At 40.7% G+C, this 12,625-nt stretch carries 10 protein-coding genes; 7 read left to right on the forward strand and 3 right to left on the reverse strand.

Annotation, left to right across the window (positions count from 1 at the left end):
• Positions 1-27: 27 nt before the first annotated feature.
• Together QJ048_RS09610 and QJ048_RS09615 are read right to left on the reverse strand one after the other, a co-directional pair.
• On the reverse strand, positions 28-2,085 hold the full coding sequence (locus tag QJ048_RS09610) for a ComEA family DNA-binding protein (protein ID WP_282334125.1): 2,058 nt from the start codon (positions 2,083-2,085) through the stop codon (positions 28-30).
• Positions 2,082-2,912 carry a hypothetical protein gene (locus QJ048_RS09615; RefSeq protein ID WP_282334126.1) on the reverse strand — a complete coding sequence of 277 codons (831 nt, stop codon included), beginning with the start codon at positions 2,910-2,912 and terminating at the stop codon, positions 2,082-2,084. Before QJ048_RS09615 ends, QJ048_RS09610 begins: the two co-directional genes overlap by 4 nt.
• A gap of 206 nt (positions 2,913-3,118) precedes the next feature.
• Here QJ048_RS09615 and QJ048_RS09620 point away from each other — a divergent pair, with 206 nt between their 5' ends.
• The 3 genes from QJ048_RS09620 to QJ048_RS09630 all read left to right on the forward strand — a co-directional run bounded on the left by QJ048_RS09620 (position 3,119) and on the right by QJ048_RS09630 (position 6,710).
• Positions 3,119-4,000, forward strand: coding sequence for a bifunctional 5,10-methylenetetrahydrofolate dehydrogenase/5,10-methenyltetrahydrofolate cyclohydrolase (locus tag QJ048_RS09620; RefSeq protein WP_282334127.1), 882 nt, complete (start codon positions 3,119-3,121; stop codon positions 3,998-4,000).
• 19 nt (positions 4,001-4,019) lie between these two features.
• Positions 4,020-4,640, forward strand: a complete 621-nt coding sequence (locus tag QJ048_RS09625) for a 7-carboxy-7-deazaguanine synthase QueE (protein ID WP_282334128.1) — start codon at positions 4,020-4,022, stop codon at positions 4,638-4,640.
• 150 nt (positions 4,641-4,790) lie between these two features.
• Complete coding sequence (locus tag QJ048_RS09630) at positions 4,791-6,710, forward strand: OmpA family protein (protein WP_282334129.1); 1,920 nt, start codon at positions 4,791-4,793, stop codon at positions 6,708-6,710.
• Between the two features lie 95 nt (positions 6,711-6,805).
• Here the strand turns inward: QJ048_RS09630 and QJ048_RS09635 are convergent, their stop codons facing one another.
• Positions 6,806-7,180: a hypothetical protein gene (locus QJ048_RS09635; protein ID WP_282334130.1), complete on the reverse strand. Its 375-nt coding sequence runs from the start codon at positions 7,178-7,180 to the stop codon at positions 6,806-6,808.
• A gap of 155 nt (positions 7,181-7,335) precedes the next feature.
• Between QJ048_RS09635 and dprA the strand changes: the two genes are divergently transcribed.
• The 4 genes from dprA (at position 7,336) to QJ048_RS09655 (ending at position 12,487) form a co-directional block, all read left to right on the forward strand.
• Positions 7,336-8,433 carry a DNA-processing protein DprA gene (gene dprA, locus QJ048_RS09640; RefSeq protein WP_282334131.1) on the forward strand — a complete coding sequence of 366 codons (1,098 nt, stop codon included), beginning with the start codon at positions 7,336-7,338 and terminating at the stop codon, positions 8,431-8,433.
• Between the two features lie 293 nt (positions 8,434-8,726).
• Positions 8,727-10,226 carry an IMP dehydrogenase gene (gene guaB, locus QJ048_RS09645; protein ID WP_282334132.1) on the forward strand — a complete coding sequence of 500 codons (1,500 nt, stop codon included), beginning with the start codon at positions 8,727-8,729 and terminating at the stop codon, positions 10,224-10,226.
• 179 nt (positions 10,227-10,405) lie between these two features.
• A complete protein-coding gene (locus tag QJ048_RS09650; RefSeq protein ID WP_282334133.1) occupies positions 10,406-11,593 on the forward strand; it encodes a lipoprotein N-acyltransferase Lnb domain-containing protein in 1,188 nt (395 codons plus the stop codon).
• 99 nt (positions 11,594-11,692) lie between these two features.
• Positions 11,693-12,487, forward strand: a complete 795-nt coding sequence (locus tag QJ048_RS09655) for an alpha/beta fold hydrolase (protein WP_282334134.1) — start codon at positions 11,693-11,695, stop codon at positions 12,485-12,487.
• Positions 12,488-12,625: the final 138 nt, after the last annotated feature.

A 12,625-nucleotide genomic window follows, 5' to 3' on the forward strand; every position in this document is an offset into this window, starting at 1 on the left:
TTATTCATTATTAATTATTAATTACCTCTAAAATTCTGCAATGATCTGCGCTTTTATTTCTGATCGTTTATTTCCGTTGATGACATCCAAACCGGAGCCTATTGTTTGTTTGTTCGTATAAATCGTTTGACTCCATTTCAACCAGCATGCAAGATCATAGCGCTTGTTCATTTTTAGCAAAGCAGCCATGTTCAATCTGCAATTGAAATAATAACGAAAACCATTGTCAAAAAATTCAGGTATAGAGTAATTATAAAGCAGATCACTTTCATAAGTGTACAATCTTGAATTGTAACCATCAGTTTCAAAATATTGCAACCGCACATTTCCGGATAATATTTTAGAAGGCTTGTAATCACCTTGCGCATACATCAAAAATCCCTGCTCTCTTAACGGGCCATTATTATCATACCAAATGGCTTCTACCCTATCGCTCAAAGTAAATTTTTCATTGAGTTGTGTCGAACTTTGAACTCTAAAATTGTTTTGCGGTAAATCCTTTAAAACCTTTCCAGGATTGCCATCAGTGAGAAAACTCTTCTGCCTGGTTTTTGATTTATAAAATACCAAAAGTGTCGTTTTCTTATTTGGCAAATAAGTTAATTGGAGCAAATATTCTTTACCACGCGATGGGGCGTCAACAAGATATTTCAGCCATGGGAAGCTAAATACATCAGCATATGCATCCATCCTGATGTTGGAAAATGGCTTAAGAGAAATGGCTGCATAAAAACCTCGCTCATTATTGGGAAATGTATTTTCTGTAAACGCATTCGAGTATAAAGATTGATATGCTTTGCTAATCGATCGATAGAGAAAAGCTGCATCAGCTCTGGCTCCCAGGCTCAGTAACAAACCTTGTACAAAAGCAAGTTTTCTGTTTTTGTCTGTTGCTATTTCTCCAAACAAATGCATGTTTCTGTAAGTATAACTATAATCCACGCTCACGTTGTTCCAGTTTTTTCCTTTTAATGCAAAGAGATTGTAAGATTTATCTTCTTTGTAAAATTCTTTCGAAAAGCTATAGAGCACAGCATTTGCAGCTACTTGCCAGTTATATTGCTTGTACTTAATTGAAACGCCACCGGCAAACTGTTGCATACTGTTTTTATCACTCAATTCAGCCAACGTTCTATGATAGCCTGATGTTTGAAAGGATGAGATATGGTCACCATTTTCATCTTCAACAATATTGCCGCTCAACTTCCTGAAAGAAATAAATGAGGTGAAAGACCAATGTCCGTTTTCAAAAACACAACCTGCGCCGCGATGAAAATTATAGGAGCCTGAAGAATTGTAAGGTCGCAACGTTGGCGCTTCTCTTTTTATGTTTAAAACGGAAGCACTTTTCCCGAAAGCCAGGCTTTGCCACTGTATCAACCCTTGTCCAAAATTCACAGTAAAGTCGCCTAATGCAAGCAGTTTTATTTTACCAATATTTTTTGCAAAAAAATGAACCGTGTAAAAGTCAAAACCATTTTTTTGTGAGCCTTTAAAGAACTCTTCGCCGGCATCTTTATCAGCGGCAATACCATATTGCAATAGGTTATTGTAGTTGTATTTGTATCGCACAAAAAGCCCATCGCGACTACCTGAATAATGACTCGCATTTTCTGTTGACGGAGATTGATAACCCTTTGCCTGTTCTGCAATTTTCCCATATCTCACAAGCAAAGAATGACTACCCCCATGAAATCGATCCCCAACATCAGTTAGTACATCTTTAGTATTTCTTACTTCTACATAGGGCAACAACGCTCTTATTGTTGCAAGATCCCAGCCAGGAACTGCCTGCAACTCATAAATGCTTATAAGCTTGCCAAGCAATTGCCTGTAACGTAAAAAACTTTCTATTTGCGGGTCGGATAAAAACCAGAGTTCTTTCAAATCATTTTCGCTTGCATTGTTAAGGTTAAGCGGATGCTTTTTGTAAAACATTTGGCTCTGCCAGTAACTATCGTCAGTTACCGCATCATTGCTGCTTTCAACAGCCGTTTCCATTTGTTCTTCGCCAATGGCAGTTTGTTTGTCCTGGGGAAATGCATTCAGCGACAACAGCAACAGCAATGTAAATACTATTTTCATTTTGTTGCCGTTTCTGAGAAATTAAACACCATCATTAATGAAGGAGAAAAACCCAATTGCTGATGATAAGAGCTAATGATATCGAGCCTCATAGCGCTCCACAAAATTCCAACACCCACAAAATAATTTGCTGTCGCGGAGCTCACACCACCTCTTGCTAAAAAATGCTTGTTGAAGTTATATTGCATCGCTGCATTTACATTGACCGGAAGGTTTTCTTCTTTGGCAATTTCAGCACTTACAAAGAATTTATCCGAAGCTTCATATCCTACTCCGGCTTTGTAAATGGATGCAAATTTTTCGTGTTTATTTTTTCCAAATTTGCCCCCTGCAGGATTGTAAACATGCAATCCCATTATCACTTTATCTGACAAGGCGAACAAAGCGCCCAATTCAAAATTTACTGTACAAGCAGAGCCATATCCGCTGATACGGACCTGGTTAAAATTTATCTGCGTGCCTATGGAAACATTGTTTGACAACAACATCCCATAAGCCAATCCCGCCTGGGTTTCATTAAAGTCCTCCCCGCCCGAGTAATACATGTTCAATCCTACACCGGCATTCCTTAGAGGCACGCCGATGACGCCATGGTAATTGCTCAGCGCTTTTAAATTGAAACGTTTTTCTCCATATAAACCCGCTGATCCATTTTTCAGATTTCCCAAAGCGGCTTGATTTCCGGAAAAAGAAAATACATCCGCAAAACTTTTGCTGTAGGTTACTGCACCTGTATAATGATTACTAAGTGGGGAGCGAACAATTTGAGCGAAAGAAATGGAAACAAATAAACAAGAGGTAAGTATCTGCAAGAAAAATATTTTCATCAGATACGGTTAGATTGTGAGCTAAATAAGTCCTTTTTCAGGAGAACGCCAAATTTTCGGATGTTGTTTGCAGTTAGCGGAAAATTGAAAATTGAAAGTTGAAAATGAGGCTTCAACGATAGCGCCTTCCCAAGCTTACGTCAGTTCTTCATTTTCAACTTTCAATTTTCAACTTTCAATTAGACTAAAAAATTTACCTTTGCGCCATGCAAATTTTAGACGGAAACCTAGTATCAAAAGCAACCAAGGAAGCACTTACGCTTAAAGTAGCACAATTAAAAGCCCAGGGAAAGAAAGTACCGCATTTAGCTGCAGTTTTAGTAGGTAACAATGGCGCCAGCGAAACATATGTAGGAGCCAAGGTAAAAGCCTGCGAAGAGATCGGCTACAAATCTACACTTCTTCGTTATGATGACGATATCAGCGAGTTTAAACTGCTGGAAGCCATTGAAGGCTTGAACAACGATCCGGATGTAGACGGTATCTTGGTGCAACTGCCTCTGCCTAAACATATTTCTGATGAAAAAGTGATCAACACGATCGCTGCTTCAAAAGATGTGGATGGCTTCCATCCGATAAGCGTAGGTAAAATGGTACAGGGATTGTCAACATTTATTCCGGCAACTCCGTACGGAATTATGTTACTTCTAAAACATTACAATATCGATACAGCGGGTAAACAAGCCGTTGTGATCGGCCGTAGCAATATCGTGGGCAGACCAATGAGTATTTTGTTGAGTGCCAATACCAATCCGGGTAACTGCACAGTAACCATTTGCCATTCCCACACAAAAAACCTTAAAGAACTTTGCCTTTCGGCAGATATTATAGTGGCCGCTTTGGGTCGCCCCGAGTTTGTTAAGGAAGACATGGTAAAAGAAGGCGCAATCGTGATTGACGTGGGTATCAGCCGCGTTCCGGATGCTACTAAAAAGAAGGGCTTTGCATTAAAAGGCGATGTTAACTTTGCAGAAGTATCTCCAAAGTGCAGCTTCATTACACCAGTGCCAGGCGGCGTTGGACCAATGACCATCGCGGCGCTTATGCAGAATACGTATAAAGCATGTGAGGATAAGAACGTGCTGTAATGGAAAATTGAAATTTAGAATGAGTACGACAACAGAAATACAAACTTCGTTTCCAGTAATGGAAGCTTTTTATACGTTACAGGGTGAAGGTTTTCACCAGGGAAAGGCTGCTTATTTCATTCGCCTTGGAGGCTGTGATGTGGGCTGTGTTTGGTGCGATGTAAAGGATAGCTGGGATGGAGGAAAACACCCTATACAAACCTTCGATAAAATCGTGGCAGATGCAGCAGCATTTCCGGGAAGACTTGCCGTTGTAACCGGCGGCGAACCGCTGATGCATAATTTGGACGAACTGACTGCTGCCCTGCATGATGCCGGTTTTCAGACAAATATTGAGACCTCCGGCTCTTCACCTTTAAGCGGAAGCTGGGACTGGATCTGCCTTTCGCCCAAAAAATTCAAGGCCCCCCTGCCGGAAATATTGCCGGTGGCCAGCGAACTAAAAGTGGTGATCTTCAATAAATCAGACTTCGAGTGGGCCGAAAAATATGCCGCACTCGTTTCACCTGAATGTAAGCTTTACCTGCAACCTGAGTGGGACAAGGCCGCGAAAAACACTCCGCTCATTATTGATTACATTAAGGAAAATCCCAAGTGGGAGCTGAGTTTGCAGATACACAAGTATATTAATGTGCCGTAGTAATTTGAATTAAAGATTTTAAATTTGATATATATTGATACCCGGATTCTTTGAGTCCGGGTATTTTGTTTTAAGAAAATTAGGAACACGGTAACAAGAATTCCAAATCTCAAATTTCAAATTTCAAATTTTCCCTTTAATTTACAGACCATGCAAAGACTCTGTACCACAATTGCCATTTTCCTATTGATGATCAGTTCTGTAAACGCGCAATTTGATCCTAATAAAGTTGACAAAAAAGCGGCGCAGTTGTATAGCAAAGCTCTCGAACTGGCGCAGGGCGACGAGTTTGTTCAAAGTATACAGGTTCTAAGAAACGCCATTAAAATAGATCCTCTTTTTGAAGATGCTTATTTGTCGATGGCCGGCATGTTTGGGCAACTCAAGGTATACGATTCCGCTATTCTTTATTACGAAAAAGCACGGTCAATTGACGCGGCCTATTTTCAGGATTATAACCTGCCCTACTCCATCAATCTGGCTGGTAAGGGACGATTTGAAGATGCTTTGCGTGCGGTTGATACTTTCCTTTCTATTCCCAATCTCAATGAATCAAGTGTAAAAGCCGGTTCTTACAGAAAGAAAACCTACGAATTTGCAATTGACTACGGCAAAAATAATCCTATTTCCAACTACACCTTTGCCCCAAAAAATCTTGGAGACAGCGTTAATAGTGAAACATCCGAATATTATCCCACACTCACCATCGATGGTAAGCAACTCATTTTCACAAGAAGGGTTGATCACATGAACGAAGATTTTTACGGCAGTGATCTTGCAAAAGATGGCAAGTGGGCCAAGGCAAAATTGCTGGGCGGAAATATCAATTCCAACCTGAATGAAGGTGCACAAAACATTTCTCTCGATGGCAAATGGCTTGTCTTTACAGGTTGTAATTTCCCAGAGGGTTACGGAAGCTGCGATTTGTACATCTCTTACCTTACGCCTACTGGCTGGAGCTTTCCTGAAAATCTGGGCGGAAAAGTAAATACCGAAGATTGGGAATCTGCACCAAGCCTCTCGCCCGATAAACGTGACTTATACTTTGCCAGCAGAAGACCAGACGGCTACGGCGGCAGCGATATTTATGTATGTCATTTGTTGCCAAATGGCAAATTCGGGCAGCCGGAAAATCTCGGGCCAACCATCAATACGATCGGAGATGAAAGCTGTCCTTTTATTCACGCAGATAATCAAACGCTTTACTTTACTTCAAATGGTCACCCCGGTTATGGCGACGATGATTTGTTTATGGCACGCAAGGGACCAAAGGGACAATGGAGCACACCAAAAAATCTTGGCTTTCCCATCAACACCATCGAGAAAGAAGGTAGTCTTGTAATTACCGCCGATGGAAAAACCGCTTACTATGCGAGCGACAGAAGCGACTCCAAAGGCGGCCTTGATCTCTACACTTTTGAAATGCGAAACGACGTTCGTCCTATAAAGACGTTGTGGGTTAAAGGAAAAGTGTTTGACGCAAAAACAAACAACGGCTTGCCTTCCGCGGTTGAGCTAACAAATCTTTCCACACGCGAGGTGGTAAGTAAAATACAAACTGATGAAACAGGAAACTATCTTATCACTTTACCTATCGGCCGCGACTATGCGTTTAATGTAAACAGAAAAGGCTACCTGTTCTATTCAGAAAATTTTTCTTTTGTACAAAAATCACCAGACTCGACATACAACATCGATATACCATTGCAGCCTTTGGAAGCCAATGCATCTATCGTGTTGAAGAATATTTTCTTTGACGTAAATAAAACAGAACTTAAACCTGAGTCGCAAGTGGAGCTGAATAATGTGGTACAGTTAATGAAGGATAATCCGACATTAAAAATACAGATCAACGGACACACAGATAATGTAGGTAAAGCAGCGGACAATCTTAAGTTATCAAATGGCCGCGCAGAAAGCGTTGTGGCTTATATCACTTCAAAAGGTATTACGGCTGACAGGCTTTCTTCAAAAGGATTTGGTGCTACACAACCGGTTGACGCCAATGACACAGAGGAAGGAAGAGCGAAGAATAGAAGAACGGAATTGAAGGTGTTGAGCACGAAATAATTGAAAATTAAAAATTGAAAGCCAGTGGATTGCTACTGGCTTTTGTTTTGATTTGAATACGATAGTTTTGAAGAAAATGCAGCCATGAATATCGGCTAATATTTTGCAACAGCTTCCGGATGTTCTTTTCCAATACCCGCTACAATATCAGCAAAGTTGTTATTGAACATCTCAATTCTTGCTTTGTTTTTGGATGTCAAAATAGACTTTGCAATCATAGAACCAAAGGCACCTAAAGCAACACGGCCAATAGTCATTCCGATTGATTTTGAAAAATCAACATTGACAACAAAATCTTCTTTCCTTTTCCTGATAACAAAAAGAATTTTTCCGTCAGCTATTTGCAGTGTTTCTGAACCTATCAACGGCTTCTTAATTACCGCGTCCGGATAAAGTTCCTGTGCTCTTGGCAAAATGTCTTGAAGGGTTTCCTGGTTTGGGTTGGGTACGTTCATAATGATAGTTTTCATTTTTAACAATGTGCAAAATACTTATTAAACTAATAAGTAAGAACGCCAATAGTGTCGTAGTTTTTATTCATTCGGACATAAGTTAAAGTAATTTGCAGACTCTTCTTATTGCAGACTTATAACTCCTTATTTTTGCCGCCCTTAACCTAAATCTTATGAATGATTTGTTGTACAAAATAGCACTCACGCAGGTGCCATTAATCGGTCCTGTGCAGGCTAAAATCCTTCTTGAACATTTTGAAAATATCGAAGATATTTTCAAAGCAAAAAAATCTTCACTTGAACAAATTGAAGGTATTGGTGCCATCAAGGCATCGAACATTAAAGGCTTTGAGGACTTCGCATCCATCGAAAAAGAAATTGCTTTCATTGAAAAAAACAATATTCAACCGCTGTTTTTTACTGATGACAATTATCCTAAAAGATTGTGCAACTGCTATGATCCTCCAACCTTGCTTTACTACAGAGGTACCGCAGATTTAAACGCGTCTAAAATAATTGCGGTTATTGGTACCCGTTCTCATACTGAGTACGGCAAACAACTCACAGAAAAATTAATTAGTGATCTGGCTTCGCAAAATGTTGTCATTACAAGCGGGATGGCGTTTGGTATAGACGGTGTTGCGCACAAAGCCGCCGTAAAAAACAAACTGGCAACTGTTGGTGTTCTCGCTCATGGCCTGGATATTTTGTATCCGCCTGAACATAGCAGTTTGGCAAAAGAAGTGGTTTACAATAATGGTGGTTTACTCACTGAATTTCCAAGTCGCACAAAACCCGACAAACATAATTTTCCCATTCGCAACCGTATCGTTGCCGGCATGAGCGATGCAATTATCGTAATAGAAACAAATATCAAAGGCGGTAGTATGATCACGGCAAATCTTGCCTATGGCTACAACAGGGATATTCTGGCTTTTCCGGGCAGAACAACGGATAGCAGAAGTTCTGGCTGCAATAAACTGATCAAAGAGAAAAAGGCTTCTTTAATAACCGGAGCGGATGACGTGCTGGAAGCGCTTGGCTGGAAAGAGCAGACAGGGTTACGAAGGCTACAACGCGAACTCTTCATTGATTTTACTCCGAACGAAAAGATCATTCTTGATTTACTTGGCGAAAAGGAAACAACACATATTGATGAACTGAATTTAAGAAGCAGTCTCTCCAGCGGCGCCATTGCGGCAGCTATTTTAAACCTCGAGCTGCAAAATGTTGTGACCAGCCTGCCGGGGAAACTGTATATGGTTAATTAATTGAAAATTGAAAGTTGAAAATGGTAGCGACGAATCACAATCTCCTTTTTGTACTGAGTACAGTGTACGAAAGCCATTGGAATGTCACATGTTGATAGATATCGTACATCGTACTTCGTACATCGTACATCAATTTTCTTCTTAACATTTTCTTAAACAAGATGCATAAGCGCTTACATTACTTGCTCATTTTCAACTTTCAACTTTCAATTTTCAATCAATGGCGAATGCGATTCGCCCCTACATTGAAAAAAAGTTTTGGAGGCAATTTATCCGCCGCCCTATCTTTGCACATGGCAACAAGAAATACTTCCCCCCGCGACAATTCATTTCAATCAAGGTTTTTTGGCGAAGGTCTTACGTTTGACGACGTGTTATTAATGCCTGCATACAGCGAGGTATTACCGAAAGATGTTGACATACGTACCCAACTTACAAAGAACATTACGCTTAACATTCCAATGCTGTCTGCAGCGATGGATACCGTTACAGAAGCCAATCTGGCTATAGCGCTTGCACGTGAAGGAGGTCTTGGTATTTTACACAAAAACATGAGTATCGAAAAGCAGGCAGAGCAAGTTCGCAAAGTTAAAAGAAGCGAAAGCGGCCTTATCATCGATCCTATTACACTTCATGATGATGCTACCATAGGCGACGCACTTAAATTAATGCGTGAGAACAAGATTGGTGGTATTCCAATTGTTGATGGTGATAAAAGACTGGTTGGTATCCTCACCAACAGAGATCTGCGTTTTGAAACCAACAAAAAAATTCCTGTAAAAGATGTGATGACAAAAGAAAACCTCATCACTGCACCGGAAGGAACAGATCTTAAAAAAGCAGAAAAAATACTCCGTCAATATAAAATCGAAAAACTTCCTGTTATCAATAAGCAAAAGGCTCTGATCGGTTTGATCACCTACAGAGATATTTTGCAATTGCGCAATTTTCCGAATGCGGTTAAGGATAGCTACGGCCGTTTGCTGGTGGGTGGTGCGCTTGGCATTACAAAAGACCTGCAGGACAGAGCCTACGCTCTCCAACAAGTAGGTGTTGACATTGTGGCGTTGGATAGTTCACACGGTCATAGCAAAGGAGTTATCGATTCATTGAAAGCCCTTAAAAAGAATTTCAAAAATTTACAGGTTATAGCTGGTAACGTTGGTACAGGTGCTGGCGCAAAAGCTCTTGCAGATGCAGGTGCAGATGCAGTGAAAATCGGTATCGGACCGGGTTCTATTTGTACCACACGTATCGTTGCCGGAGCCGGTGTGCCGCAGTTGACCGCTATTGTTGAAGCTGCAGCAGCACTTAAAGGCAAAAACGTTCCTTTGATCGCTGATGGTGGTATCCGCTATACAGGCGACATGGTGAAAGCTCTTGCAGCAGGCGCAAGCGTAACCATGATGGGTAGCGTGTTTGCCGGTGTTGAAGAAAGCCCTGGAGAAACCATTATATATGAAGGCCGTAAATTCAAAGAATACCGCGGCATGGGCTCTATTGGTGCTATGCAACAAGGTAGCGGCGACCGTTACTTCCAGGAAGGCGAAGAAGATGCAAAGAAGATGGTTCCAGAAGGAATTGAGGGCCGTGTGGCTTATAAAGGAAACCTGAACGAGGTTATATCACAATATGTTGGTGGTCTTCGTGCCGGAATGGGTCTTTGCGGTTCTGCTAATTTAAAAGCATTGCAACAGGCAACTTTTGTTCAGATCACCAACGCAGGTATGCGCGAAAGCCATGCTCACGATGTTGACATTACAAAAGAAGCACCGAACTATAGCAGAAAATAGTATTGTAGCTACGAATTTCATTCGTCTTCCTACAACCCGAATGTGCAACAGAAAATGCGGAAATTCCATTTTTTTGTTGCACATTTAATTTGCGGCAGAATATGCGGAGATTCCGTTTTTTTTGTTGCATACGAATGTGCAATCAGGGCGAATGCAATTCGCCCCTACAAACGAATAACATGAAATTTTTCACCCGCATTTTTGCGCTTCTTCTTACTTTGCATTTTTCTTTTTTTTCGCAGGCGCAAAGCGATTCCTGTAACATTACAGTAAGCCTGCTTACTGCCGGCCCGGGCGATGAATTGTATTCCATCTTTGGTCACAGTGCGCTTCGTGTGGTGGACAAAACAAGAAACACTGACCTCGTGTTCAACTATGGCACATTTGAGTTTGGTGATGATTTCTATCAAAAGTTTATCAAGGGCGATCTTCTATATTTTTCCTCTATCGAGCAATTCAATAATCACGATGGCTATCTCGGTTTTTTAAATGAATACAAAGAGGAAGGCAGAAGCATTCAGGAACAAATCCTCAATCTTTCCTGCCAGCAAAAGCAAAAATTGTACGATGCGTTAAAAACAAATGCGCTTCCTCAAAACCGGTATTATCTATATGAATTTTTATTCGACAATTGTTCGACACGTTTAAGAGATATTGTTGAGAAAAACAATTCGCCTTTTTCTACCAGGAACATTTTGGAAAACAAATCACTTACCTTCCGCGACCTCATCTACAGCTATCTTAACAGAGGTAAACAATACTGGAGCAAATTAGGCATAGATATTCTGCTTGGTGCCAATATGGATCGCAAAGTGACCAACCGGGAAGCCATGTTTTTACCCGAATATTTATTAAAAGGTTTTGACAGTACTACCGTAAATGGCAAACCTTTGGTAAGCGAAAAACGTACACTTTTTGATGCGCCCAATAATACAGCATCGGCGGCCCCGGTTACGCCAATGGTTGCGTTCAGTTTCCTTTTCGCATTGGTTGGCTTTTGCAGTTTGGTAAAATATCCTTCGGCAAAAATGTTCCTCAAAATATTTGACCCGGCACTCTTTTTTCTTACGGGTGCATTGGGCATTTTGCTGGTGTTTATGTGGGCAGGAACAAGTCACATGGAATGCAAAAACAACCTCAACTTACTATGGGCAGTTCCTACTCATTTTGTGATAGCCTTTTTTGTAAATAGCAATAAAAAATGGGTAAAAACTTATTTTAAATTAACCGCCTGGCTAAGCTTGCTTTTGCTGATTTGTTGGATTATTTTACCACAGGCGCTCAATGTTGCTTTGATACCGCTGGTAGGCGTTTTGTTTTTGAGAAGTCAGAAGCGAAGCAAGGCAATCGTGAATGGTCAATCGTGAATCGAAAGAAACACGAAAATCTAAACATATCGCACAAATTTGATGTTGGGAAACCGCAACCTTTTTTGCCTTTTTAATTTTTACTTTTTTACTTAACGTATGAAAACAATTTCCATCAACAATAAGAAACTTGCCTACACTGTACATGGCTCCGGTGCGCCTGTTATGTTGTTGCATGGCTTTGCAGAAGATCACGAGGTATGGGCAAACCAGGTGGCTGTGCTGGAAAAAAACTACACCGTTATTATTCCTGATCTTCCTGGAAGTGGTGGTTCAGACAAGCTGGATGAAATCAGCATGGAAACTATGGCCGAAACAGTGAAGTCGATTTTGGAAAATGAAAAAATTGGGCAGGCCGTTGTTATCGGCCATTCAATGGGTGGGTATATAGCGCTGGCCTTTGCAGAAAAATACCCGCAGTTTTTAAAGGGACTTGGGTTGTTTCACTCTACCGCTTTTCCTGATACAGAAGAAAAAAAAGAGACACGCCGCAAGGGCATTGAGTTTATAAAGAAAAATGGCGCTTACCTGTTTATAAAACAAACTACTCCTAATCTTTTTACCGAAAATTATAAGTTAAAAAATTCTGATAAAGTTGTTACATTTATAGAACACCTTAAAGACTTTGAAGCCGAGTCGCTGATCGCGTATTATTATGCGATGATTGCCAGGCCTGACAGAACCCTCGTTTTGAAAAACTTTTCCAAGCCAGTTTTGTTAATTATAGGCAAGAACGACATTGCGGTTCCTTACAAGGACAGCCTGGCCCTGAGCCATTTATCTTCCACTACCTATGTAACCATTCTTGAACATTCTGCCCATATGGGTATGATGGAAGAAATTAGTAAAAGTAACGAGGCTTTGGAAAGCTATTTACAAGGCATTTTTAAGTAAAGGAAAAAGACGAAATCAGGATAAAGCAACAACCACTAAGGCAACCAAAAGCTGAGTGGCCACGTATCTTATTTGAGCCTTTACGTGACCTTTTAGCAAGCTTGTATACTTTCAGACAACCCATTATTACCGAAACAT

Source organism: Pinibacter soli, from assembly GCF_029961145.1.
GTDB classification, from domain to species: domain Bacteria; phylum Bacteroidota; class Bacteroidia; order Chitinophagales; family Chitinophagaceae; genus Pinibacter; species Pinibacter soli.

Excerpts from the sequence above, each read along its gene's own strand:
- QJ048_RS09610 (WP_282334125.1), bottom strand. The coding sequence starts at position 2,085 with ATGAAAATAGTATTTACATTGCTGTTGCTGTTGTCGCTGAATGCATTT.
- QJ048_RS09615 (WP_282334126.1), bottom strand. The coding sequence starts at position 2,912 with ATGAAAATATTTTTCTTGCAGATACTTACCTCTTGTTTATTTGTTTCC.
- QJ048_RS09620 (WP_282334127.1), top strand. The coding sequence starts at position 3,119 with ATGCAAATTTTAGACGGAAACCTAGTATCAAAAGCAACCAAGGAAGCA.
- QJ048_RS09625 (WP_282334128.1), top strand. The coding sequence starts at position 4,020 with ATGAGTACGACAACAGAAATACAAACTTCGTTTCCAGTAATGGAAGCT.
- QJ048_RS09630 (WP_282334129.1), top strand. The coding sequence starts at position 4,791 with ATGCAAAGACTCTGTACCACAATTGCCATTTTCCTATTGATGATCAGT.
- QJ048_RS09635 (WP_282334130.1), bottom strand. The coding sequence starts at position 7,180 with ATGAAAACTATCATTATGAACGTACCCAACCCAAACCAGGAAACCCTT.
- dprA (WP_282334131.1), top strand. The coding sequence starts at position 7,336 with ATGAATGATTTGTTGTACAAAATAGCACTCACGCAGGTGCCATTAATC.
- guaB (WP_282334132.1), top strand. The coding sequence starts at position 8,727 with ATGGCAACAAGAAATACTTCCCCCCGCGACAATTCATTTCAATCAAGG.
- QJ048_RS09650 (WP_282334133.1), top strand. The coding sequence starts at position 10,406 with ATGAAATTTTTCACCCGCATTTTTGCGCTTCTTCTTACTTTGCATTTT.
- QJ048_RS09655 (WP_282334134.1), top strand. The coding sequence starts at position 11,693 with ATGAAAACAATTTCCATCAACAATAAGAAACTTGCCTACACTGTACAT.